Genomic DNA, 25,775 nt, shown 5'->3' on the forward strand with positions numbered 1-25,775 from the left:
GACTTTACTACCTACAATCTTTTTTATGCAGATAGACAAATAGAACAATTATAAACGACACGGATTGGGCAATTGCAATTCTTAAAAATATCAATTCATCACACCCCGTAGAAGAAACAATATGAAAAATATTAATGATTGTATTATTTATAAAGTGATCACCCATTGCCATATAAATAGAGCCGGTCAATTTTGTTAATAAAGCAAATTTAAATCCGATAAATCCGGACGCAGTAACCAACAGAATAATATTTACATACATACCTTCAATACTGCTGCTGCCGTCAAAATAGTTTCTTACAGGTCCGATAAAATGCCATAATCCAAACAAAACAGAAGTAATAAGCACAGATACAAAAAATGTATGATTTTTCTCAAGCATTTTTGTAAACAGACCTCTGAATATCCCTTCTTCCATAATCACATTAATGATATTCCCGATAATACAAATTACAAAAAAGAGTAGTGAAGTTTGATTTCCTATATTTTTATCTACAGAATAAGAACTGACATATAATTGTAATGATTGAAAATTTTCATTTGAAACAGCTATAACAATCTCTATACTATAAGTTAATACATATATACAAATTCCAAACAGCAATCCCATCAATGTATATTTTACAGCTCTATTTTTATTAAATCCGATATCTTGCGCTTTAAAGTTATATAATCTAGCTGCTATGAATAAAACAACTATCCCCAAAAGTTTGTGTAAAAATGCCTCTCCCCAAAATGTTTGATCCGTACGAATAATAAAATACTCTATAAATCGGAATATAAAGCACAATATATAAATCACAAGAACGGCAAACAAAGGTTTATTGATTTTCGTCATCTCTTATTTTCTCCCATGATTTCTTCATCTTCATTCTTATCGGCAATGACAGTTAATCTGCCTTTCCATGATGATAGTGTTAATCTCTTTTTCAGAGTGCTTCTCCCCTATGGCTGATTCATCTAGTTATACAGGATACTATCCTCGTGCCCTGCTCAACAAGCCGGTAAGTGTTTCCTCAATAAGCTCCTTCCCCGCAAAATACGTTCCTTGAATGGCAGAACTGCTTCCGCCGCCGCGGCCGTTGAGCTGTTGGTTTAATGTTTTTATGTGCGGTTTTAAATCGATGGCATTGCTGACGATGACGTAATTGTATGCTGCCGGTTGTAGTCCTTCCGGTTCAACGGCAACCGCTGATAATGCTGCGCAAGTGTGCATTTTTCCTGTTGCTAGAAGCAGATTGCAGAACGAGCGTAGATATTCGATACTGAGATTATCTTCAAAATAAAGAGGCGCGCCCTCAGTATTTGCCGCCGACTCCGCTTTCTGTTTTAGATATTTTTCAGTCATCTCGTGCAGCAGTTGCTGTAGTTTTCCTTTTTCGGCATTTAATTTTTCCACCGCTTCATGCACTTCGGAGGGCTTTGCCGATAAGCAGCGGGAGATAGCCCGTACTTGCGCCATCTCTTGTTCATACGCCAGCACCGCCTTTCTGCCGCAGAGCACTTCCAAACGGACGCCCTTTTTGCGGTTTGTAAAGTTGAGGATTTTAATCAAACCGATCTCGCCGGTTGCTGTAACATGCGTGCCGCAGCAGGCGCAGGCATCAAGTCCCGGAATGGTGATAATGCGTACGGTACCCGAAAGTTCTTTCTTGCTGCGGTATTGCATTGTCTTACGTTCTTCATCGTTCGGAAAGCTTTCTTGAATCGGAAGATTTGCACGGACAATTTCATTGGCACGCTGTTCCGCATCGAGTACCTGCTCGTCGGTCAACGGACCGCTAAAGTCGATGGTGATAAAACTTTCCCCCATGTGGAAACCGACGTTTTCGTACCCGTAGGTTTGTGCGAGGATGCCGGTAAGGATATGCTCGCCCGAATGTCCTTGCATATTGTCGCAGCGGTTTATCCAGTCCAATACTCCCTGAACCTTTGTTCCTACGGTAAGTTCTCCGTCGGCAATATGCACGATGCGTTCACCTGCAAATTGCGTATCCGATATTCGGACAGTCTTCTCAGGTTGTCCTTCCGCAATAAGGCTGCCCCTGTCGCCGGGCTGTCCGCCCCCTTCGGGATAAAATGCCGTATCCGACAGTTCTATCTCATACCCTCTCTCGGTTTTTAAACAAGCAGTTACCGTTGCATCGAATTCTTTGATATACGGTTTTTGATAATACAGTGCATTAAAGTTTTCCATAAATATTCCTTGTGTCGAGTAAGTTCATTATACTCCGATACGGCAATAAATCCAATCATCTTTTATCTGTCGAATATAAGGTAAACGCTTAAAACTATCTGATGCGGTTACCTTCCGTTTGCACAAAATTTTGCATAAAATTTTGTGCTATTTTTTTTAAGAAGGATAAACGCATCAGGTAGAGTAGATAAAAAGCGCAGAAGCAATGGGGTTGTGAGACCATTTGAACCATCTTCAACTGTTGTACATCCGTGTACAACAGTTGAAGGCGAGTTTTGTGCCTGCACAAAACATCGCTGCTGTATGGAACCACTACCCTCCTTGGCAGTTCTGTTTGAACAACCCCATTGCTTCTGCGGGGTTACTAAAAAACGGCATGGTGCGTTTATCCTGATATCGAATATGTATTGTCATCTCCATTAAACTTAGATATAGTAGTTATATTATTCGTGTGGAGGTACTTCTTTTTATGCGGGAAAAGAAAATTTTTTCTATTCGTAAAAAACTGCTTATTATTTTTGGAACATTGATTACGGTAGCCGGTGTTATACAAGGTTCGTTAGCGCGGTATACTGCGCAGCGCGCGCTTACGGCACGGGTTAATGCGCATCTTATCGATAAAGTAAACGATATTGCTTCGTTCATTAATAGTGATATTCAAGTGGATTTCAGTTTCTTAAGTGGATTTATGCACAATACGGCAATGAAGGATCCTTCGGTATCTTTTACGGAAAAGACGCGAATCGTACGTAACGATATCGACTATGCCGACAGCCTCAATTTTTTTAATATATGTGATACCAAGGGAAATAGCTATTATGCCGACGGTACGGTTACTTTTGTTGGGGATACGGACTGGTATAAGAGTGCGGTGGACGGGAAGCCTTTTATCACCGAGCCTCACATTTCGCCGCACACTAAAAAACTGGAAGTCATTTTAGCCGTTCCGCTGTTAGATAACGATGATAACGTTGTTGCTGTTTTGGGTGCTGGGTTGGGCGGAACCGTTATTTGCGATACCATATCCGAAATCAAAATCGGCAAAACGGGAAATTGCCATATTTTAGGGAAAGATGGAACAACTATTGCGCATAAGGATACGTCAATTGTGGAGGAGCAACAAAATACACAGGAATTGGCAAAGACAGATAGTTCCTTTGCATCCATCGCAGAATTTCAGCGGCAAGCTGTTTCGGATTCTTCCGACGGTATCGGTTATTATACTTATGACGGTAAAAAACATATAGCAGCCTATACGAAAATGCCGCGTACGCAGTGGATAATTATTATTGCCGCTCCGGCAGAAGAGTTCCTCGGTGTAATTACGGATTTTCGTAAAATGGTCATTATCATCAGTATTATCATATTGGCTGTAACACTGACAATTATATTTTTTATTGCAGCGAAGATGGTTGCCCCCGTTCAGACAGCTGTTAATGCGTTGAAAGATATTTCGCAAGGAGAAGGCGATCTTACAGTGCAGCTTCCTCTCATCGGGAATGATGAGGTAACGCGGCTATCCGAATATTTTAATGAGACGATTAAAAAGATTAGAACCGCCATACAATCTATCGACAACAATGCCGGAATAATGCGGTCAATCGGCGATGAACTTGCTCAGAATATGAGCGAGACTGCACAAGCTGTCCATAAGATAAATGAGAATATTGACGGCGTAAAACAGCAAGCGTTGACGCAGACTGCAAGCGTCGGAGAAACGGCTGCAACGGTTGAAGAAATTATCAAGACGATACGGCAATTAAATACCCGCATAGAAAGCCAGTCGGCAAGCGTATCTATTTCTTCTTCCGCTATAGAAGAGATGGTCGCCAATATCGCATCGATTACCGATACGCTTGAACAAACGGACGGGGTTATTAAAACGCTTGCGGAAGCAACCGCCGACGGACGGGAAATCATCGTGAATACCGGTACCGTTACTCAAAAAATTGCCGAAGAGTCAGGCAGCTTGATGGAAGCATCAAGTGTGATTCAACATATCGCATCTCAAACGAACTTGCTTGCAATGAATGCCGCTATCGAAGCAGCTCATGCCGGTGAGGCTGGAAAGGGGTTTGCGGTTGTTGCCGACGAAATACGCAAACTTGCAGAAGATTCCGCCGCGCAGGGTAAAACAATTACCGCAACGCTTAAAACGTTGACTGTAGAAATCGAAGGACTTTCTACTTCTTCAAAAGTTGCCGGCGAAAAATTTGCTACTATTTTTACGCTTTCCGATCAGGTAAAAAATATGAGTACCCGTTTAACTGAGTCGATGAGGGAACAGGAAAACGGAAGCCGCGAAGTATTGGAGGCAATTAAAAATATCAGCGAGGTAACCGTTGAAGTGGAAGCCGGATCAGGCGATATGCTGAAAGGTGGAGAAGGGGTTGCGCACGAAATGCAAAAACTCGACGGGCTTACAAACACAATCGCTGCGAGTATGAAAGAAATGGCGGCCGCGGCAGTGCAAATCAATAATGCAATTCAAGGTGTAAAAGAAATCACCAATAAAAACAAACGAAGTATTGAGAATTTAGCGCAGGAAGTATCTAAGTTTAAAATATAAGAGGCGAGCTTTGTCCTCCGATTTTCCTCTTGAGTAATTAGACCTCATAATTACTCAAGAGGCGTTTTTTACACGCTTATTTTTGTATCCGTTTTTTTATTTCTGCAATTAAAGTATTCAGCTCGACGCCGGCGCGTTCGCTTGCAATCTTAATTGTCGCTTTCGGCAGCATGATCCGTGCAAGCGGTGTTTTCAGCATTTTAAACTTGGGACTGATTTCTTCCATTTGATCCTTTAACGCAGGATAATCTTCAAAGATATCTTTTAAAAGCGTATCGGCGGTAATATCCGCTGCGGAAAGTTTTTTATCCCGCTGCGGAGATTCGGAACTCTGTGTATGTGACGTACCGGCTGCGCATTTCGCATCGGCGGCACCACCGTTATGAGATTCATTTGAGTTTTCTTGGATAACAGTTTGGCCATTTATTTCGCCGCTTTTTTTCCACGTCAGCAGTGTTTGCGAATCGGTTAGGCTGCGGATATGCGTGCAGTCCTGCATCATTTCGAGAATGCCGCGAAATTTGCCTTGTTCGTCGCGGACTGCCGTATACAGGATGTAGATAAAGATGCCGGGTTTATTGATCCAGAATTCCGCAGAGTCCTGTTCGCCCGATCGGAACTTTTCAATAATCTCTTCGACGATATGCACGCTTGCCCGCGGGTGGCAGTTTTTAACATTCCGCCCGATGACATTTTTGCTGCGCGGAAATACGCGGTGCTCCGTATCGGAATAAAAGCAGACCATTTCATTTTCGTCTACATACGAAAGATCGACCGGTAGGTGCCGGTAAATCAAATTGATTTGTTCGAGTGTCAACTTACCGGTTGCCACGTCAAAAACTGAACTGGTTTCACTGCCGACATTTAAACCGTGCTTGCGTAATACTGCCGCTAAATCCTCCGTTAAGGAAGAAGCAGTGCCGGTAGAGCCCTGCGTTTGCGTATCGTGTGCCGTTTGTGCGGAATTGTTTTTAGCCGTTGAACTATGTGCTCCGCTGTCGTTTATCCACGCAAAGCCGATTTCTTTGTCTCCCGATTTCATCTCTTCAAATTCTTTTTCATTGATCATCGCAAGCGAAGTAGGATACAAAATTGCTTCTTCTTTTTGCAGTAAGTCGCGTACATCGGCAACAATCGAAGATTGCACCGCAATAAATTGATCGTCGGCATCGTCTTCAAGTAATTTTCGCGCATCACGGATTTCATCTCGGATAAAATTATCCAGCGTCCACATTGTTGTCGTAGGTCGGTCAAAGCCTTTTTTTTCCAAAATGGAATAGAGCTGATTTTGTTTGCGGGACAGGTGTATTCTGAACTGATCCAGCCGGTCATATATGCCGAGCCACTGATTTTTGATAAGCGGATATTGAACGAGGTCTTCAATTTCCAATAGGATTTTTTTCAGTGCATCGTTTTCACGGTAATAGCACATGATAGGATGATCGTCGGGTAAGTCGGGGCGGCTCGTATCCATAATGTCCTCAAAAAGCTCAAGCATCTTTTGAATGTCTTCTTTTTGGCATTCATTTTCGTCAAACTCTTTAAGTTCCTGCTCTGCGAGGGCGATCTCGTACGGTTTTAAGGAACCGACTTTTTCCTTTAATATCCGTTTAGCATCCGTCAAGCTGATTTTGCCTGCGTTATAGTCATTCTTCAGCTGAAGAACCGTTTTTATCTTTGCATCATTTACTGAATCTAAATGGCGTTTCATTTCCATAGGTGTCCTCCGTATAAAGACTGTAGTTTCTTATTTCCGGAAGCGATAAGAGATATCTGTTAGTCTTTATTTACAATGAAGATAAGGAAATATCTAAGATGCGTCAAGTCAATCTCTTCTGCAAGCCGCATGGAATAGATATAATCGCTTTATGGAAAAACACGATGAACTGCTAAAACACGCTCATACTGTGCTTAAAACAACATTCGGTTACAATGAGTTCCGTCCTATGCAAAAGGAAGTGATTGCCTCCGTGCTGTCGGGGCGTGATACGCTTGCTGTTATGCCGACCGGCGGCGGAAAATCGTTGTGCTATCAAATCCCTGCGCTTTTGTTCGGCGGTATTACGCTTGTTGTTTCTCCGCTCATTTCACTCATGCAGGATCAAGTTGCTTCCCTCGTAGAAAACGGTGTGAGTGCAGTTTTTTTGAATAGCTCGCTTGAATGGGGCGAGTATCTCGATGCGGTGCAGCGTATTAAATCGGGGAGTATTAAACTGGTATACCTTTCTCCGGAAGCGCTTACGGCGGAGCGCACGCAGTCTATACTGCATGATGCAAGCCTACCGGTTAGCTGCATTACCATTGACGAAGCTCATTGCATTAGCGAGTGGGGGCACGACTTCCGCCCCGGCTATTTGGAGATTGCAAATGTTCGTGTGCAGTTTAGAGATGCGGTTTGTCTTGCGCTTACGGCAACTGCAACAGCACAGGTGCAGGAAGATATTGCGTCAAATCTCCGTATGAAAACGCCGGAAGTTTTTGTCGCCGGTTTTAACCGCGCAAATATTTTTCTTGAAGTGCGTCCCAAGCGAAATGCGCTACGCGAGGTTATAGACTGCCTTGAACAACACAGCGGTGAAAGCGGAATCATTTATTGTTTTTCGCGCAAGCAAGTTGATACGCTCACCGAACAGCTGACGGCTTCCGGCTACTCGGCGCTCAATTATCACGCAGGGCTTTCCGACGAAGAGCGAAGAAATCATCAACAGCAATTTATCCGCGACAAGGTACGGATTATGGTTGCAACGGTTGCATTCGGTATGGGAATTGATAAACCGAACGTCCGCTTTGTTATCCATTATGATTTACCGAAATCGCTCGAAGAATATTATCAGGAGATTGGACGTGCTGGGCGCGACGGACTTGCCTCCCACGCCCTGCTTTTATATAGCGCAGGCGATGCTCGGAAGATACGTTTATTCTTTGAAGAGGCTGCGGATAGCGCTCACTCCGAACGGCTCTTGCAGGCAATGCTCAACTTTGCCTCGGCGCGGACATGCCGCCGTCATTTCCTGTTGTCGTATTTTGGAGAGCGGTTTGTTCCGGCGGCAGCTAACGGGAAACCCGAAAACCCTGACGTAGAACCGGAACACATCGGAGGTGAATCCGAAAACGTTGGCGGACAGACTGGTTCTTTTCCATGCTGCGATGTGTGTTCCGCGCCGCCGTCTCCGCTGACAGATGTTACCATTCCAGCGCAAAAATTTATGAGCTGCATTTACCGCACGCAATCGCGGTTCGGGCTTTTGTATATTGTCGATGTGCTGCTCGGCTCAAAGCAAAAGCGGATTCTCGAAAACGGACATGATAAACTGTCAACATGGGGAATCGGGCGGGAGCTTTCAAAAGAGGATTGGTTTGCGCTGTCCGATGCGCTCATCTATGCGGGACTTATCGAAAAAACCGGTGATTACAATGTGCTCATCATAACCGAGAACGGTAAACGGACGCTTGCATCCCGCGCAAAAATCGAACTTCCGGTCGATCTTATTGGGCAGAGTGGGATGAATCAGGCAGAATCTAAAAAGGCCGGCATTGACTCTAAAAAGAACGGTATCGCACATAAAAAAGGAGAATATAAACGAGGCGAATTTTTGCGCAACTTGAGTGCTGATGATGCAGGCTTGTATGAAGCGATAAAAGACTGGCGCAGACATGCCGCCGAAGAAGAAAATGTTCCACCCTACGTTATATTCGGCGATAGAACAATCGAAGACCTCATCCTCAAAAAGCCGCGCACGGTACGTGAATTGCTAAACGTATTCGGTATCGGCGAAATAAAAGCAGAAAAATTCGGCTCGGCGCTTTTGCGTCTTGTGGAAAATACGGGGAGGTAACCGCATTACGAGGGATATGTTCTATTTTCTATTATCGATAAATAGTATATAGTTATGTTAAAGGAGACCGGCAATTATGACTATTACGTTAAAAAATGCAGATGAGCGTTTTTTGCAGGTATTAGAGAGCCTCTTACCGTTTAAAAAAGATATTGAAATCTTTACCGACTATGACGAAATTCCCAATGAGCAAACTGCACAGATATTAAAAGAATCTCAAGAGGGAAAAAACTTAAGCCCTCTCTATATATCTACCCAAGAATTGATGGATGCTTTAAATGCGTAATGTCCGATATACAGCTCAATTTAAAAAAGATTATAAGCTTGCCGTTAAGCGAGGCTATAATCCAAAAGAGCTTGAAAAAGTAATCGACTTGTTAAAAACGGGAGAACCGTTGCCTCGGATATACAAAGATCACTCGCTTTCCGGTGAGTGGAGAAATTACTGCGACTGTCATATCCGTCCTGATTGGATATTGATTTATAGAATAATCGAAGATTCGCTCATTCTTGAGTTAACGAGAACCGGCACTCACAGCGATTTATTTAAAAAATAACTGTTTTATACCTTATTCCCTCATTACAATTTACGATGAAATCTCCCTACAAGGCGCACCGTAATCGGGATGGTGCAGATAAGCCCGATGCTTCCGGCAACTGCGCGCAGTACCTCAGAGGCTAAAAGTTCGAGGTTGATAATTTCGGTAAATCCGTTGGAGAATAGAATAAACAGCAGCAGTACCGGAATGGAGGTGCTGACGTACGCTAAAATCAGTGTGTTCGACATTGAGCCGATAATGTCTCGGCCGATATTCATACCGGATTTTATCAGTTGCTTTTTTGATATGTCGGGGCTTACGGAAATAATCTCCCACATTGCCGATGAGATGGACATTGCCACATCCATCACCGCGCCGAGCGCACCGATCATAATACCTGCAAACAACAACCCCTGATAGTCAATCCTACGGTGCTGCGGTATAAAGGCAAGCATTTGCGCGTCCTCGTTTCCAAGCCCTGTCAGCATAAGTATCTTACCGGCAATAAATGCGAATATCCCTGCGATGATAACCCCGCCGATTGTACCTATGATAGCCGTATATGTTTTTTTATTGTTGCCGCTGATGATCAGCAGCGTGATAACCGTTGCGGAACTGCATACGGCAAGCGCCAATAAGATCGGATTAAAACCCCGTATAATGCACGGGAGAAAAATACCGAAAATAAGGCCTACGGTAATGCCGAGCGTAATCAATGCTTTGAGACCGTTTTTTTTGCCGACGATAATAAGCGCCGCTGCAAAGAGTACGATGAGTGCATAGACTTTTGTGTCCCGTGCACGCTCATAGATTTTTAAGTTTATTATCTTTCCGGTTTCTTCATCTTCGTCCACCTGCAGTATCATTTTTTCATGGAGCCGGAAGATAAGCCGGTACGGAATTGCCAGTTCAATAGTGTTTCGAACGGTATACACTTCGCCCTTATGCTTGCCGGTTAAAATTTCTATTTTTAAATGCTGATACCGGAAGTCGGATTCAATCGGAACATCCGGCCTACTTTCCGCAAGGTCATCATAGACAATCTCGATAACCCGCGCTTTTACTACCTGATTCTTCGGCAGGTTAAGTTGCGTATCGTAATACTCCGCCAAGCCCTTATCTTTCGCATCCGTTTCGGCGCTTGCATTTTTTGTAGTATCTTGCGCATAAAGCTGAATACATACGGATAGGCAGGCAAGCGCCAGAAGTAAGATTTTTTTAGCCTTTAAGTAAATATTCGTTTTCCTCATAATGTTGGGATAATCGCTCTACAAAATATAATGCCGGTTATAGCAATTGTATACTATAATCGGCTGATTACCTATTAGTTAAGTGATTCTACTTCGGCGAGGGAGAGTCCGGCAATTTTGCAAATATCACTGAGCGGATAGCCCATAGTAAGCATCGTTTTTGCCGTTTCGAGTGCTTTTTGATGAGCGCCGTGTGCTTCGCCTTCAGCTCTACCTCGTTCAAGACCTTTCCGTTCAGATTCGCTTATCATTGATAGCCGGTCGCTCTCATATTCCCACGCTGCCTCATACCGCTTACGTTCTTGCTCATCCAGATAAAAGATATCCATCACTCGATTTGCCTTCGTCATTACCGGATTTCCCTGTGCTAGCATTTGCCTTACCTCCTTATCGTCTGTTTTGATAAACATAAGCCATTTCTCTAAGCTTGTCAAATTATTTTTGTTTCGGAATATGTGAAAACCAAAAGTGGCGAATTATAAAAAACTATAGTAGTATGTATCTATGGGATTTCGAAAATTTTAGTTGACTTGTAGAGATGCCCATAATAGGAGGAACCATGAATACGATGGTATTGGTCATTGTCGTCGCCTATCTTTTATTGATGCTTTTTATCGGTTGGGTGTCTTCAAAAAAGATTAAAACGAACGAAGATTTTATGGTAGCCGGAAGGCGGCTCGGACCGATTTTAATGGCAGGAACATTGACTGCTACAGAAATTGGTGGAGGGAGCTCACTCGGTGTCGCCGAAAAGTCCTTCACCAACTGGGGCTTGAGTGCGTTTTGGTACGTTGCAACGATGGGTATTGCCTATATTGTGCTTGCAGTATTTGCACCCCGTTTGCGCCGGACAATGGTTAAAACCGTACCTGAATATTTTAGACGCCGGTACAGCGGTTCGGCTGGGCTGATTACAGCAATTATTATGATTTTACCGCTGATCGGTTTAACGGCCTCACAGTTTATCGCTTCGGCAACAATCGTATCTTTTATGCTGAATATCAATTATCCCGTAGCGGTCATTATCGTTGCCATTGTTGTTACCGCATATTCGATTATGGGCGGTCTATGGAGCGTTACCATTACTGACTTTGTGCAGGTGTTTTTGATTATTCTCGGTATGGCGCTTGCACTGCCGTTCTCCCTGAATCTTGCAGGCGGTATGCAGGCGGTCGTAGCAAATGTTCCGCCCGACACATTCAATCCGTTTAAAGGTATCGGTATCGGTGCAATTATTTCAATGATCGTTATGTATATTGCATCGTTTTCGGTTGGGCAAGAAGCGGTCTCGCGCTATTATGCTGCTCGTGATGAAAAAGCTGCCGTACAAGGGTCAATTATTTCTGCAATACTGAACTTTGTATATGCCTTTATTCCAACGCTTCTCGGTATCATTACGTTGGCGCTTATCAATATGAAAAAAATAGACGGAGATATCATACTGAGCCAAGGTCCAAAATACGCGCTGCCGCATTTAGCAATGGCGACAATGCCTGCATTGATTGTAGGACTTCTCTTTTCCGGTATTATTTCTGCAACGATGTCGAGCGCCGACTCAGACTTGCTAGGCGCCGGTTCCATATTCGGAAACGATATTTACAAAATTTATATTAAACCGAATGCGACAAACAAAGACGTTATGCGGGTTACGCAAATCACCATGCTGATAGTCGGTATATTCGGTATGCTTATCGCCCTGTTTAACACAGGCAGCATCATTAAACTACTGCTGTTCTCGTTTACGCTACGAGCAGCGGGGGCTTTCTTCCCGTATGTTATGGGGCACTACTGGAAGCATGCCTCGAATATCGGCGCTATAGCTTCACTCATTGCCGGAAGCATTGTAGTTATTATTCTTGAACAAACGAAGACTTCGCTTTTCGGCCTTGATCCCATCATTCCGGGATTGGCGATTAGCTTTATCTGCTTTATTATTTGCAGTAAAGTATTCAAACCGACGGTCGAAAGTCTTGAATTAGCGGAAGAGAAAGACTAGGGGAAAACCGCTAAAAAATAAACCTGTTCGGAAACTTCCGTTTCTGAACAGGTTTAATATAAGCCGATTACAGCACCATTTATTTGCTGATATCTTTGATGTAATCCGGAGCTTTCGGCGTAATGGTTTTTGCCGCTTTAATTTCATCGATTAAGCAGTCGCGGATCGGAACGTATGTTTCGACGACGTTCGTTGCCTTCGAGAAATCGTATTTATCGCCGCCGGTAAACATAAAGTCATTGACAACAACCTTATATGTTTTATCCATATCGAGCGGAGTACCGTCTGCCAATGCGATAGAAGTTACTCTGCTTTCAAAAGGCTTGGTACCGTCGTATTCAACCTTTAATCCTGCAAACTGTCCGTCGGTGATATTCGGGTTCATAATACCGTGATCAATTGCCTTTTTGATTTCAGAACCGGGGAGATCGAATACTACCAAGTAGTTGTCAAACGGCATGATTTCGTACAGATCGCCAACGGTGATCTTTCCCGCCGCAAGCGTTCTGCGTAATCCTCCACCGTTTTGAATACAGACGTCTGCTTTTGCGACTTTCCGCTGAGCTTCGGAAGCCCATACGCCAAGCAAGGTGTTGCTGCCCTTATCCTTTCTTTCGTGCGTAAACTCGGCAGCAGCAGTACCGATAACTTCGCCTAAAATCGGTTTTAAGTCGGCATCGTATCTCGCAAACACGGTTTTACCTTCCTCATCTTCAACGATAGTATCCTTATGCTTCCAAATTTCATCCAGTGCAGGGGTAATCGAAGCGATGTTTTTATTTTCATCAAAGGTGATGCTGAGTTTCCCGACTGCACGTCCGTAGCAGTAAGCCTGCATAATCGGCATACCTTCTACAACGCCCTGTACCGGACGATGGCTGTGCGCTGACAATATCGCGTTTAATCCCTTAATTTGAGCAAGCGCGACTGCCTTTCCGGTAATTTCTTCCCCCTTCTGATCGGAATCGATGTGGGTTAATGCGATGATGGCATCCGGTTTTCCTTCTTTTGCCTTTCCTGCCAACAGGTAGTCAACCCATTGCTGTCCGGCGCTCACAGGATCGGTAAATTCCAAACCGCTTACGTGTTCAGCCTTTGTGAGGGTTACCGTATCGGGATGAGCTAGACCGACAAACGCAATTTTATAACCGCCTTTGGTAATAATCGCGTACGGCTTTGCCCACGAGACAGGCTTTTTGGTGTTTTTGTCGACGATATTCGCTGCCAAGAAGGTAAAATTGCCGTCTTTCTGCCATTCCTTCATGTGCGTTACGCCCCAGTCAAACTCGTGATTGCCGACTGCACAAACAGCTACGCCCATCGCCTTCATCATTGCGGAAACCGGTGCACCGTAGGTCAAATTGGAAATCGCGGTACCTTGGTAGTTATCGCCGCCCGCTACGACAATCGTATTCGGGTTTTCCCTTTGTGCGGTGTGCACATAGCCGAGCAGCTTTGCCATACCGGCATTTTTTCCTTTACCGGGGCGGGCATCTTCCGCGACGTTACCGTGGAAGTCGTTGAATAACAGCACATCCACCTGATTAGCAGGCGCTGTTGCTTCAATAGCGCTGTATTGCATCGGTACGGGCGCTGGAACGTGTTCTGTCTCGGTTGTTTTACACGATACGAACAGCATAAATACTGCCGCCAATGCAACAAATAATGTTTTAAAAACTTTCTTCTGCGTCATTTGCATACTCCTTGTACCTTGTAGTGTAAAACGGATAGGCAAAAAATGCAAGGAAAAAAAGAGATATAATCAGGGTAAACGCATTAGGGCATTTTTTTTAACAACCCCGCAGAAAAATTGATACTATTCGACCGGTTGTCCTAGAGTTATAATGTTAATCGGCGAATAAAGTATCGATTTGTTTACTATATAAAGTAGTGATCTTATAGCGCATTACGTCCTGCTTTGCCGAAAGTTCCACGCCCGCCTCAAAAGGTTTTGCAAGGAGTGTAAAACGGTTAATCCGTTCAAACAGCTTAAAACCGTTTTCATGGTTTATCAGCGAGGCAATTTGCTGCTCAAAAAGCTTTTTGATTTCAGGTTTTGCCAGCAGTTCTTCAAATGAGGCCGCCAGTATCCCTTGCTCTGCCGCATAGCTTTTAACCTCGGTTTCGTCTGCAACAATGAGCGCTCCTAAAAAGCGCTGATCCTGCCCGAGGACTACGGCTTGCGCGATAAATGGAGATTCTTGCAGCTTCATTTCTATCGGTACCGGTTCAATGTTTTCGCCGCCGCGCAGTACAATCGTATCCTTTTTTCTGCCGCGCAGGATAAGCTCGCCGTCAAGTGTTTTAAGGCCGAGATCGCCGCTGTCGAACCAGCCATCCTTGTCGATGACCGCATCGGTTAAATCCTGCCGCTTGTAATAGCCCTTCATAATGCTGGTGCCGCGGATCATTACCGTGCCGAGCTGCCCGACCGGGAGCTCGTTCCCGTCATCATCGACAATCTTTACCGTTGTACACGACAGCGGCTTCCCGATAGTGCCGAACACGGGGCGTCCGAGCGGGCGCACCGACACAACCGGCGCCGTTTCGGTTAAACCATAGCCTTCGGTAACGCTTACGCCGATAGCCCAGAAAAAAGCGTCGATATTCGGTGGCAGCGCCCCTCCGCCTGAAACCCCTTGCCGGAAGCCGGTGCCGAGTTTAGTGCGAATCTTTTTAAACACAAGCGCATTGCCCAGCGCATAGAGCGGCAGAGAGAAAAGATACGGTATAAAGGAAACAATCGGACGGGTAATTTTTGTATAAAAGACAAAATGAGGATTAAGCCCTTTAACATTCCGCGCGTGGTGCGCATGGAACAAGCCTACCGCGACAAAGAAGTTAAACAGTTTTTGCTTAATGCCGCCTGCTTGCTTCATCGCCTTAAAAACACCGGTATAGACGGACTCCCATATCCGCGGCACCGATGGGAACAGCGCGGGGTTGGTTTTTGCAATGTCCGCAAGCAAGATGCTTCCCACCGGTTTTGAGTACACCATCCCCGCTGCGGAAGCCAAAATAACGTATTCGCAGAGCCGCTCAAAACTGTGCCATACCGGCAGAACCACGATCGCTTTTTCACCGGGATAGAGGATAACCCGTGTTTTAAGGTCATCCAACTGCACAATAAAGTTCTTATGCGTCAGCATAACGCCCTTAGGTTCGCCTGTCGTACCGGAGGTAAAAATGATCGTAGCGATTTCGGTATCGCTGCCGTTTTCCAGCTCCTGTTCAACCGTATTGGGGTGTGCTTTCCGATATGCCATACCTCGTTCGATAATCTCGTCATAACAGTAAATGTCGAAGTGCGAAATATCGCCCTTTGTTTTAAGCTCTTCATCGTGAATATCAAAAGGATTAAGAATGATGAGCGTTTTAAGCAGCGGGAACTGCGGCTGATTTTTAAGAATTTTTATACATTGATCCCGATTTTCTATGACCGCCGCCGTACATTCAGCAAAGGATAAAATACGTACTAAATCTTGCTCGGTTGCATCACAGCCGCGCGGAACATCGGCAGCTCCGATCGCCATAATCCCCATACTGGCATGATACCATTCCTTCCGGTTATCGGCGATAAGGCCGACTCTGTCTCCCCGCGTGATGCCGAGGGATAACAGTCCGCCTGCAAAACTCAATACCCGATCAAAAACATCGGAGTAGGAGAGGGGGATAAAATCGCCGTACTCATTCTTTGAATATTGAGCTGCAATATTCGGATATTTTTTTGTAATTTGTTGCAACAATTGCGGCATTGTGATGTCGTTCATGCAAAAACGCTAACACAAAAGAAAAAATCAGTCAAGTAAAAGGTAACCTCATCAGACGGTCTTCGGATATTCCCGCAAAATAAAGAGGCTGCTCAACCAGAGTTGAACCTCTTCGCGGTTCAAATGGTCTCACAGCCTCTTTATTTTGCGATTTTGTTCTATTTGTCTGATGAGGTTACCTTTCTGGTAAAATAAAATGTGTGAAATTTTTGACAAAATTTCACACAGAAGGAGAGCAACTTCATCAGACGGTTTCCGGATATTCCCGCAAAATAAAGAGGCTTTGATTGTTAAAAATAAGCTTGCCGTAAGCCTTTTGAAAATAGACGATGCAGTAGATGTGTCGTCTATTTTCAAAAGACGTATGATTGACGGCAAAGAGGTTTCCTTTTAAAATGGAAAGAAAAGGAGATAGCGATGGATGACTGTATTTTTTGTAAGATTATTAAAGGTGAAATTCCGTGTATGAAAATCTATGAAGATGAACATACGATTGTCTTTATGGATATTGCAAAAGATGTCGACGGACACATGCTCGTTGTACCAAAGAAGCATGTTACAAATATCTTGGATGCGGACGAAGAAACGCTCCATCACGTAATGGATACGGTAAAAAAAGTTGCCAATCACTGCGTAACTGACTGCGGGTATGAGGGCATCAATATGCTGAATGCAAATAACCAATGCGCAGGGCAGACCGTTTTCCATCTGCATGTACACCTTGTCCCGCGGAAGTCAGGCGATGCCGTGCCGAGCTTTCCGAAATTCGGCGGCGCAGTGCACCCGCTCGAAGAAACGTATAAAAAACTCAAAATCTAAGAGTATCAGTGCAACCGCATTAAAAATATTTTTAGCGGTTGCCTTCCTTCTGTTCGAAATTTTACTTAAAATTTCGAACGGTTTGTTTTAGAAGAAGGTTTATTTTCAGCGGTACAAATGGTACCGCTGAAAAACACGTCGAGTTTGCTTACGCAAACATCGCGTATTGACGTATGCGCGTTCCGCGCACAAATGCAACAGTTTCCAAAGTTGAAACTTTGTTCAACTGTTGCATTTTAAAGAAGGCTTATTTTAGACAATGCAGTTGGCATTGTCTAAAAACGCTGCGAGTTTGCGTAAGCGCAAACGTCGCCTATTGACTGCACTTTTTCATTTCGTTGCAAAAGTGCAGCAATTCGCCAATCCTCGCCTTTTGATAAAGACTGCGGTTGTCGAATTTATAGGAAGGGCAAACTGCATCAGACAATATAGATCAAAATCGTAAAATAAAGAGGTTAGGTAGAACAAATGCTTTTTGAAAATAGACGGTACAGATACGAGGCGCGAGTACAAATTAACCGCAGACGTATCTTTGATACGTTGAGGATTAATTTGTGTGCAGCAACGAAGTAGATGCACCGTATATTTTCAAAAAAATTTGCAGTATTGACAAAACTCGTATTATATGAATAATGCTTCAAGCATGAGTGCCGATGCAATTAGTCTTTGTGCATATTCAAAGATTAATATTCATCTAAAGGTTCTGGCAAAAAGAAAAGACGGGTTTCATAACCTCGAAAGTATTTTTCAGCGTATTTCAATAGCGGATTATCTTTCTCTAGAAAAGTCGAGCGATTTACACGGTTGTACGGTCGAATCCCCGTTATTGCCTTTGCCTGCTGAAAACACATTGACTAAAGCATGGGAAGTATTTAAAGGTGCAACAGGAATCAATGGCGGCATAAAGGTTCGGTTAATAAAAAATCTTCCTGTAGGAAGCGGGTTGGGGGCAGGTTCTTCCGATGCAGCTGCTTTGCTGAAGGTTGTAAATGAGCTTTTTGCAATGCCGTTGAGCGATTCCGAGCTTACAACACTTGCCTTGCAGGTTGGGAGCGATGTGCCGTTTTTCCTAAAGGATCCGGCAGGGGTTGTTACGGGGCGTGGAGAGGTTTTTGAGCCGATACAAGCTCGTACTGACTGTTTCGGTATACTGATTTGGCCGGATGTGCAGAGTTCAACGAAAGAAGCCTATTCGCTTTTGGATAAACAAAGGGAAGTGCTTTCAGGTGAATATGAAGCATGGGGATACGAAAAGCTGGTTGCGCAGTACTGTGCGCCGTTTAAAACATGGCGTTTTGTAAATGATTTTCAACCGGTGCTTGAGCAACGTTATCCTGTTATTGCTCAGGTGCGTAAGGAACTCCATGAACAGGGTGCGGAATTTGCGCAGATGAGCGGTTCGGGTTCAGCCGTATTTGGATTGTTTAGTTCTAAAAATCTTATGGCTTCTGCCTTTCAATGCTTGGCAAAAAGATGGAGCTGGTGTCAACCGTTTCTTTTACTTGCCTAAGAATACTTTGCGGTGTATAATGAGTCTACCGTAAGGAGGGGCATAGTATGACGATCACTGATGTCCAAATTCGGAAGACTGTAGCTGAAGGCAAGTTAAAGGCCTATGCAACCGTTACCTTTGATGATTGCTTCGTATTGCATAATGTGAAGCTGATTGAGGGAGAGAAGGGTGTTTTTGTTGCGATGCCGAGCCGCAGAACTAAGACCGGCGCATATAAAGATATTGCGCATCCGATAACGCCTGAATTCCGATCGGTACTGCAAGAAAAAATACTTTCCGCATACGAGGCTTGTGCAGAAAGCTAGAACCGACGGTATGCAGATCGGTTTGTAAAAACATGGAAATTACTGTGCGTGAATGTACGGTTTTTTATAATGGGACGTCGGCAAGTGGTAAGCCAACGGCTTTTGGTGCCGTCATTCCGTAGGTTCGAATCCTACCGTCCCAGTCTGAAGGAGATATGGATTGTTTTGTTGCAAAATAATCCGTATTGACTTTATATGAATGTAAATATAAAAAAGGGGCTTTTCATATAGAAGGAGCCTCTTGTTTGCTTTATATGCAAAGGAGTTCCTGATTATGGAAGAGAGAGTTTTGACTGCCTGCCGCCGAACAGGTTTTGGAAAAGCCGCTGCTGCGCAGTGCCGCAGGGCTAATCGTTTGCCTGCAGTTATTTATGATAATGCAGGTCGTTCAACAGCTATTGATGTCCCCTATCGCGATTTTGAAAAATTATTCAAAACAGTTACCGAAAGTACGCTTATTACCATTAAAGTTGATGAAAAAGATGAATTTGAAGTTTTCATCAAAGATTATCAATATGATATCGTAAACGATAAAGTTTTCCACGCAGACTTCTATGCCGTTGAACGCGGTCAACTGTTGCGGACTAAAATTCAGATTCGGCTTTCAGGATCTCCCGAAGCATGTCGTCAAGGTGCTGTTCTGGAAACCGGTATTGCAGAACTTGAAGTTGAATGTTTGCCGCGTGATTTGCCTGAGCGCATCGTTGTCGATGTTGAAAAACTCGGCGCTAACGAAGCGATTCACGTTCGAGATATTAAAGTTCCCGAAGGCGTTAAGGTTTTGACGGATGCAGATTTAGCGGTTGCAATGGTTAAATTCGCCAAAGAGGAAGCCCCTGCTGCTACGGATGAAACAGCAGATGCCGCCCCCGCGGATGCCGCTACTCCGGAAGCAAAAGAGTAATCTCCTTATCAAAGTGCAGGTCTTATACCTGCACTTTTTTTCTGTTCTGTTCTTGTATTTTCCTCAAAAACGTTTTATTCTCCTCATTGTATGTGTTCCGATTCTCTCGTCGATGCCGTATTTGATAATCTTAAACCGTTTTTAACACATATTCCTTGTCGGTTTCTCCTTGCCTGCTCAGGCGGTGCGGATTCTACGGCATTGCTGTTAGCCTTTCATCAATTACAGGTGCGGCTTCACTGCCGGTTAACCGTAATTACGGTTAACCATAATATCCGCAGTGCGGAAGAAAGCGCCGCCGATTTAACCTTTGTCGCCGAGTTGTGCAGCCATCTGGAGCCGCCGGTACCCTGTGTTGCTGCGGAAATCCCTGCAGGAGAAGTTGCGCGTTATGCAAAAGAGCGTAACAGGGGAATCGAAGATGCCGCACGTGCGCTGCGATACCGGCTTTTTGAAGAAACCGCCGCTTCCGTTGGCGCCGACTATATCGTAACAGCGCATAACCGTAGTGATGTATACGAAACGGTGTTGATGAGGCTCTTTCAAGGAGGCAGTACGGTGAGTTTATCCGTAATGCCGGTGCAGCGCGGACGGTATTTACGCCCGCTTATCACAGTAGAACGGAGCGATATAGAAGCATTTTTACGGAAGCGGGGTATTGAATGGCGTGAGGATTCCACCAATACGGAAGATACGTATCTGCGTAACCGAATCCGGCATCATTTGGTGCCGGCATTGGCTGCGGCCTTCGGCGGATGGCGCACCGGGCTGGATAAAACGCTGCAGCGGGTTAGTTTGGATCGCTCATTTTGCGAAGAAGCGCTGGCTGCGGCGCGTGCGAACTTTACCGGTACGGACGGCGCGGCGGATTGGGAGCACTGCAAACACGGTGCGCTTACAATCGCGGCGGATTTCTTCGATTCGCTCCATCCCGCGCTGCGGCTCAGGGCGCTTGAGCAGGGGTGCCGCCGACTCGGGATCGGGACACGGGTTCCGCTGGGAATACTCCTCAGGCTTTCGTCCGCACACACGGCAGCGCCGGAAATTCGCTCACAAGTTTCTGCTGCCGGTGTGCTTCGGTTGGAACGCCGCGGGGAGCGTATCCTGCTGTTTGACAGCGCTGCCTATCGTAGGCTTTATAATCAAAAGACATACGTTCTGACTATTCCGCAATGCGGCGAGTATGCGTATCCTTTGGGGCAGTTGGAAGTGTATCACACTGCGAAGGGTATCTTTGTGCGGGATAGCGAGGATACAAGCGGCGGGATAGGCCCGTTTACGCTTCCCATTTCCATTAGGTCACGGCGCGGCGGCGATCGGATTCAAATGAAATCCGGAAATGTAAAAAAAGAAGTAAAAAAAATTTTAAATGAATGGCAGGTTGATTCACTTGCTCGCGAACTTTTGCCGATTATCATAGAGGATACTTGTATTCGGAGGCGTACTCGCATACGCGCCCTGTATGGTAGCTTCCTTGGATATAGAAACTGGTTTGTGGAGGAACAATAGAATGCTCAAAACTATAAAACGGAGAATCCTTTTAATCGAAGCGCTGCTGGTATGTTTACTGCCTGTTACCGCAGCATATTCGCAAACGATAAACCGTGAACTGCAGCAAATGAATACCTCGTATGCGCTGCAATATTTGCAAAAAGCAGCGGAGTTCTATACCGATGCAAACTATGCGGAAGCGCTTGAATATGTCGAAAAAGGTATGACGTTTGACGATTCCTTTGCAGATTTCTTCTATTTAAAAGCTCAATGCCTTATTCAATTAGACGGTACCCGCGCACAATGCCTTGATGCTGCGGAAACGGCTCTGACTTCGGGGCTAAAGTTGCGTATCTATAACCGCGACAATCTCGTTTTATTGCTCGCCCGTCTTTATACTGAAACGGAACACTACAGTGAAGCGATTCAAGTGTTGGACTCGCTTGCGTTTGATTCCGCCGACCGTGACTTTTACCGTGCTGCTGCACTCTACGGTTTAGGGCGTGACGGGCAGGCGCGGGATGTAATCGAAATCGCGTTGAGCCGCTGGAGTTTTGATGTTCGCTTCCCACGGCTGTTCTTTTTACAGGAGCGGGATAAAGCGATGACCCGCGCAGGGAAAAAACTTGCCGACGCTCTTTTGCAGCAACTCTATGTCTGGATTGAACAAGAGCCGTCACTGGCAGTGTATGCCGCTCCCTTTGATCCTAACCCTAAGGAAAACAGCCGCCGTTTAAAAGTTTACCGTAGTATGTATGAGGCGGATAACCGGAATCTTGATGCACGGACACAGCTTGCTGCGGTTTTAGCTGAACTACGGTATGGCGTTATTGATGAAAAGACCGCCATTAAAGAGTTTTTTGCCGTAACCGTTGCCGCTCATCTGCCGCAAAGGACAAATGGTAAAGCGCCCACATCCGCTTTGTATTCCGATCAGCTGATTGAGTTGTGCCGACTGACCGGTACGAATGCTATGAGAAAAGAAATCGGTAATCGTCTTAAAACATTTAGCGGCGTGCTTTTAGAGGATGATAACCGCGACGGCATCTCCGATACAGTTGTTTTCTTTGAACAAGGACGCCCCGTATCGGCCTATTTTGATCTGAATCAGGATGAAGTGTATGAATATCAGGTGCAGTGTAATTTCGGCGCCCCTGATCTCATCTTTACGCCGAAAAACGGTTATGCCGTTCAATATGATAGCTATCCCGCAGTACATTCGATTGTGCAGAAGGCGGAAAGACGGGAATATATCATGCGTCCGCTTGCACTCCGATGGGAACCGGTCTCTCAGACTGAACTTGATTTGAGGCTGCGCGATACCGATGCGGAAGCTCCTGCTTTCTTTACGCTGCGGTTACGCAATAATGCCCGCCTGCTGCAAGAACACGATTTTATCTTTTCGGTGTTGTACAGTGAAGAACCTGCGCCGTCGGATAACAATGCGCTTATGCGGATGCACTTTGAAGACGGCCGGATTATTTCGGCTGAAATAAAGACGGGAACGAAAACGCTTGCGCTTGCTCGGTACCGGAACGGCGTGCTTGCTCAAAAAGAGTATGACTATGACGGAGACGGATTTTTTGAAGTGCTGGAGCAATATGGCAAGCAGGGAAAGCTCGAAAAAATTTCGGTTGATATCAATAAAAATAAGTTGTTTGAATATTATGAAATGTATAAGACGGATGGTACTATCATAAAAAATTGGGATAAAAATGAAGACGGAATACCGGAAATTCAGTATACGCAGTTTCCGTCGGGAAATGCGCAGACGGTGTGGAAGCATCGGTATTCGGGGCTTCCGGTATCGGTTTACTATAAAAAAGGAACGCCGGAACGGTTGACTATCGGAAAAACGAGCGTGCCGCTGATAAAAGATCCTACGCAGAATATATACTGGCTCGAAATGCGTCCCTCTTTTTCGGATAAAGTGGCTGAAAAATTGGCAGAGTTGTTCAAGGATACTAATTCCTATATGGAAGCGCGGACGGTGATAATCGGAAGTTATGAGCTCTATGCCGTCCGTTCCGAAGGCGCCGTGTTCGTTCAAATGTTGCGCGTTCCCGAGCGGGCAGTTCCTGTTAAGGTCGAGGGGCGAAAGTGAGATTGAGCCGGTTTTCATTTAACATATACGCACTGATTGTACTTGTGGTTACTTTCGACGCCTGTACATCAGTTACTCCTTCTTTTTCTCAAAGTGTCGATTACACGGATGGCCGCAGCGTAACACGGGAGATTGAAGCTGTCCGTGCCCTTATCGCAGAAAAACCGCTCGATGCTCTCCTACGGGCAAAGCGTTTAACGCTGTATACCGAAAGTACCGGTGAAACAAACACGTTGTATCAAGAGTCCAAGAGTGCTGTTGAAGCACTATTTTTTAAGGATGTAGAGAACGGCGAATGGGAAGATGCGCTCAAACTATTCCGCTCGCTTACTGCGTTAGGAGAAGCGCCGGTGCAGTGGACTGAGCAAAAACTCGTGTCGGCGCAGCGGAATAAATGGAAGGAAAAAAAATTCGATGCACTGATTCAGGCTACCGCCCGCTTATCCGACGGGGGACATGATGCGCCGTCGTTGGAAACGGTTCGAAAAATGATGAAAGGAACCGTAACAGTGTGGGTTGACCGCGGTATGACGATTAAAAAAGGTTTAGGGATGGCCGACCGAATGATCGGTTCGGGCTTTTTTATCGACGCTAACGGCTACCTAATTACAAACTATCATGTTATTCAAAGCGAAGTTGATCCCGAATACGAAGGATTTTCCCGTGTGTACATTAAGCGTGCGGAAAATCCTACGGTGCGGATACCGGCAAAGGTAGTCGGCTGGGATACAATCTTTGACCTTGCGCTTCTTAAAACGGAGATTAATCCCGAAGTTTATTTTCAGCTCGGTTCTTCGGAAGACTTAAATATCGGCAGCAGAATCTATGCGATCGGCTCGCCCGCCGGATTGGAACAGACGCTTACTTCCGGTATCGTGTCAGCGCAAAACCGGCGACTGCTGTCTTTGGGAAGCGTATTGCAGATTGATGCACCCGTTAATCACGGCAGCTCAGGCGGGCCGATTATCGATGAGGCGGGTAGGGTGCAGGCAATTGTGTTTGCCGGGCTTGAACGCAACGAAGGCTTAAACTTTGCAATACCGGTTGAACTGCTGCGCCTGATTCTCCCTCAGCTCTACGCAGGCGGCGAAACTGTCCACGCATGGATGTCCTGCTATGGAGTTTCCGTAAAGGAATCGCCGCAGCAGGAGGCCGGTACGGAGCTGGTCTATGCAGTGCCGGGATCCTCCGCATCTGTTATTCCCGCCGGCGCTGTTATTACTCATCTGAATGGACGGGCGGTTCCCAGCTTGGAAGCGCTGCAGACTGAGCTGATGCGGTTGGCTACCGGTACGATTGTTAAGATTTCAGGCTATGCTCCCCTGCATACTTCTGCCGCGAGCGGTGTTCTTTCCCACGGCACTGGCACCGATGCGGCAGGCAGTACCGGTAATAGAGCAGACAGTACCGCCCCCGATGCAATCGGCAACTCGGGTAATAGCGAGGCTGGTATTGCACATATCAGTACCGGTGATACGGTGGGCACTACAAGTGAGGCCGCCGGCAATATGGGCGGGGCGGAACAGCGCGAACACCGTTGGGAAAAAACACGGCAGGATTGGTATGTACAGCTGGAAGCCCGTCCTAAACAGCCTGCCGAACAGGTGTATCGTAAGGATAGCCGCGCGCGGGCTATGCTGCCGGTGTACGGTATTTACCTTGAAAGCGCCGGCGGAAAAAAGTCTTTTCGGATAACGGAAGTTATTCCCGGCAGCTACGCCGATGAAACAGGCTTTTCCGCCGGCGATTATCTTGAGATTCACAAGATGGAAGTGCAAAAAGCCGAGGAAGCGCTTTTCACCCGGATTTATACCAAACGTCGGAAATCCGCCTATCTCGATACTTTTATGGACATCTGGGCATACTTAGATAATCCGTCATACTTTTAGGGATAAGGGAAAGACTCTTACCGAACCTTTGCGGACGGCTGAGAAAATACGGATTTGATGATTGGATCAGATGCCAAATGAACGGCGTTTTATCAATAAACAGCCATCCCTGAGGAGTTTTTCAAAGCTTTGTATGCCGACTAGCCGCTTTCGTGGAAAGTTCATCCTCAGCTTAGCTTGCCACCACCGCCACCTTGTTACTCCGTATTTCTATTTTTCATTAAAAACAAAGGGGATTTGCTTAGCCATTTTGCTCTAAAAGTCGTATAAGGACTATAGGAGGTGTGAATGACACAAAAACCTTTTGAAGACCTCACCATTGCAGATGATTTCATGTTCTGTAAGGTTATGGAGTATGAACCTATCTGTAAAGAATTTCTTGAGATGCTTTTTAATGCTAAAATCGAAAAAATCACGTATCTATCGTCCCAAAATACCGTTACCGCTAATTCCGGAGCCAAAACCGTCCGGCTTGACGTATTAGTAAAAGACGGATCGGGTACATCCTACGATATTGAGATGTCGTTCTCCGATAGACATCCGTGTCTATCGGAAAACACGAGTTTTGCCATTCGGCAAAACATCGCTGCTGC

The 25,775-nt window shown here is 45.3% G+C and carries 19 protein-coding genes, 1 tRNA gene and 2 pseudogenes; 14 read left to right on the plus strand and 8 right to left on the minus strand.

Annotation, left to right across the window (positions count from 1 at the left end; genetic code table 11):
* Positions 1-7: 7 nt before the first annotated feature.
* Positions 8-838, minus strand: a complete 831-nt coding sequence (locus HGH47_RS07935; protein ID WP_432911572.1) for a CPBP family intramembrane glutamic endopeptidase — start codon at positions 836-838, stop codon at positions 8-10.
* 138 nt (positions 839-976) lie between these two features.
* Positions 977-2,197, minus strand: coding sequence for an alanyl-tRNA editing protein (locus HGH47_RS07940; RefSeq protein WP_212566453.1), 1,221 nt, complete (start codon positions 2,195-2,197; stop codon positions 977-979).
* Between the two features lie 469 nt (positions 2,198-2,666).
* On the opposite strand from HGH47_RS07940, the gene HGH47_RS07945 reads away from it, so the two are divergent.
* Positions 2,667-4,766, plus strand: coding sequence for a methyl-accepting chemotaxis protein (locus HGH47_RS07945; protein ID WP_212566454.1), 2,100 nt, complete (start codon positions 2,667-2,669; stop codon positions 4,764-4,766).
* A gap of 76 nt (positions 4,767-4,842) precedes the next feature.
* Here the strand turns inward: HGH47_RS07945 and HGH47_RS07950 are convergent, their stop codons facing one another.
* A complete protein-coding gene (locus HGH47_RS07950) occupies positions 4,843-6,483 on the minus strand; it encodes a PAS domain-containing protein (protein WP_212566455.1) in 1,641 nt (546 codons plus the stop codon).
* A 151-nt stretch (positions 6,484-6,634) separates the two neighbouring features.
* Here HGH47_RS07950 and HGH47_RS07955 point away from each other — a divergent pair, with 151 nt between their 5' ends.
* The 3 genes from HGH47_RS07955 (at position 6,635) to HGH47_RS07965 (ending at position 9,159) form a co-directional block, all read left to right on the plus strand.
* On the plus strand, positions 6,635-8,602 hold the full coding sequence (locus tag HGH47_RS07955; RefSeq protein WP_212566456.1) for a RecQ family ATP-dependent DNA helicase: 1,968 nt from the start codon (positions 6,635-6,637) through the stop codon (positions 8,600-8,602).
* A gap of 76 nt (positions 8,603-8,678) precedes the next feature.
* The gene (locus HGH47_RS07960; protein ID WP_212566457.1) at positions 8,679-8,888 is read left to right on the plus strand and encodes a hypothetical protein; all 210 of its coding nucleotides are present in this window, start codon (positions 8,679-8,681) and stop codon (positions 8,886-8,888) included.
* Positions 8,881-9,159 (plus strand): type II toxin-antitoxin system YafQ family toxin, encoded by a 279-nt coding sequence (locus HGH47_RS07965; RefSeq protein ID WP_212566458.1) that lies wholly within the window; start codon positions 8,881-8,883, stop codon positions 9,157-9,159. Before HGH47_RS07960 ends, HGH47_RS07965 begins: the two co-directional genes overlap by 8 nt.
* A 23-nt stretch (positions 9,160-9,182) precedes the next feature.
* Here the strand turns inward: HGH47_RS07965 and HGH47_RS07970 are convergent, their stop codons facing one another.
* Both HGH47_RS07970 and HGH47_RS07975 read right to left on the minus strand, forming a co-directional pair.
* On the minus strand, positions 9,183-10,391 hold the full coding sequence (locus HGH47_RS07970; RefSeq protein WP_230974640.1) for a YibE/F family protein: 1,209 nt from the start codon (positions 10,389-10,391) through the stop codon (positions 9,183-9,185).
* Between the two features lie 74 nt (positions 10,392-10,465).
* Positions 10,466-10,846: an Rpn family recombination-promoting nuclease/putative transposase gene (locus tag HGH47_RS07975; protein WP_414162768.1), complete on the minus strand. Its 381-nt coding sequence runs from the start codon at positions 10,844-10,846 to the stop codon at positions 10,466-10,468.
* 104 nt (positions 10,847-10,950) lie between these two features.
* On the opposite strand from HGH47_RS07975, the gene HGH47_RS07980 reads away from it, so the two are divergent.
* The gene (locus HGH47_RS07980; protein WP_212566459.1) at positions 10,951-12,387 is read left to right on the plus strand and encodes a sodium:solute symporter family protein; all 1,437 of its coding nucleotides are present in this window, start codon (positions 10,951-10,953) and stop codon (positions 12,385-12,387) included.
* Between the two features lie 79 nt (positions 12,388-12,466).
* Here the strand turns inward: HGH47_RS07980 and HGH47_RS07985 are convergent, their stop codons facing one another.
* Together HGH47_RS07985 and HGH47_RS07990 are read right to left on the minus strand one after the other, a co-directional pair.
* Positions 12,467-14,026, minus strand: coding sequence for a 5'-nucleotidase C-terminal domain-containing protein (locus HGH47_RS07985; RefSeq protein WP_330997241.1), 1,560 nt, complete (start codon positions 14,024-14,026; stop codon positions 12,467-12,469).
* Positions 14,027-14,234: 208 nt separating this feature from the next.
* Positions 14,235-16,157, minus strand: coding sequence for an AMP-dependent synthetase/ligase (locus tag HGH47_RS07990; protein WP_432911580.1), 1,923 nt, complete (start codon positions 16,155-16,157; stop codon positions 14,235-14,237).
* A gap of 417 nt (positions 16,158-16,574) precedes the next feature.
* On the opposite strand from HGH47_RS07990, the gene HGH47_RS07995 reads away from it, so the two are divergent.
* The 8 genes from HGH47_RS07995 (at position 16,575) to HGH47_RS08030 (ending at position 25,182) form a co-directional block, all read left to right on the plus strand.
* Complete coding sequence (locus HGH47_RS07995) at positions 16,575-16,976, plus strand: HIT family protein (protein WP_212566461.1); 402 nt, start codon at positions 16,575-16,577, stop codon at positions 16,974-16,976.
* 625 nt (positions 16,977-17,601) lie between these two features.
* A complete protein-coding gene (ispE, locus tag HGH47_RS08000; RefSeq protein ID WP_432911583.1) occupies positions 17,602-18,486 on the plus strand; it encodes a 4-(cytidine 5'-diphospho)-2-C-methyl-D-erythritol kinase in 885 nt (294 codons plus the stop codon).
* 47 nt (positions 18,487-18,533) lie between these two features.
* Positions 18,534-18,794 carry a septation regulator SpoVG gene (gene spoVG / locus HGH47_RS08005; RefSeq protein WP_016523359.1) on the plus strand — a complete coding sequence of 87 codons (261 nt, stop codon included), beginning with the start codon at positions 18,534-18,536 and terminating at the stop codon, positions 18,792-18,794.
* A 70-nt stretch (positions 18,795-18,864) separates the two neighbouring features.
* Positions 18,865-18,937, plus strand: a tRNA-Gln gene (locus tag HGH47_RS08010).
* A 131-nt stretch (positions 18,938-19,068) separates the two neighbouring features.
* Positions 19,069-19,698: a 50S ribosomal protein L25 gene (locus HGH47_RS08015; protein WP_212566463.1), complete on the plus strand. Its 630-nt coding sequence runs from the start codon at positions 19,069-19,071 to the stop codon at positions 19,696-19,698.
* A 90-nt stretch (positions 19,699-19,788) separates the two neighbouring features.
* A complete protein-coding gene (gene tilS, locus HGH47_RS08020) occupies positions 19,789-21,207 on the plus strand; it encodes a tRNA lysidine(34) synthetase TilS (protein WP_212566464.1) in 1,419 nt (472 codons plus the stop codon).
* Between the two features lies 1 nt (position 21,208).
* Positions 21,209-23,293, plus strand: coding sequence for a tetratricopeptide repeat protein (locus HGH47_RS08025; RefSeq protein WP_432911589.1), 2,085 nt, complete (start codon positions 21,209-21,211; stop codon positions 23,291-23,293).
* Positions 23,294-23,337: 44 nt separating this feature from the next.
* Positions 23,338-25,182 (plus strand): S1C family serine protease, encoded by a 1,845-nt coding sequence (locus HGH47_RS08030; RefSeq protein WP_432911591.1) that lies wholly within the window; start codon positions 23,338-23,340, stop codon positions 25,180-25,182.
* A 4-nt stretch (positions 25,183-25,186) separates the two neighbouring features.
* Here the strand turns inward: HGH47_RS08030 and HGH47_RS08035 are convergent.
* A pseudogene (locus HGH47_RS08035) lies at positions 25,187-25,347 on the minus strand (AAA family ATPase); the annotation flags it as partial.
* A 123-nt stretch (positions 25,348-25,470) separates the two neighbouring features.
* Here HGH47_RS08035 and HGH47_RS08040 point away from each other — a divergent pair.
* Positions 25,471-25,775, plus strand: a pseudogene (locus HGH47_RS08040) (hypothetical protein); the annotation flags it as partial.

Source organism: Treponema sp. OMZ 805 (genome assembly GCF_050937395.1).
Taxonomy (GTDB): Bacteria; Spirochaetota; Spirochaetia; order Treponematales; family Treponemataceae; genus Treponema.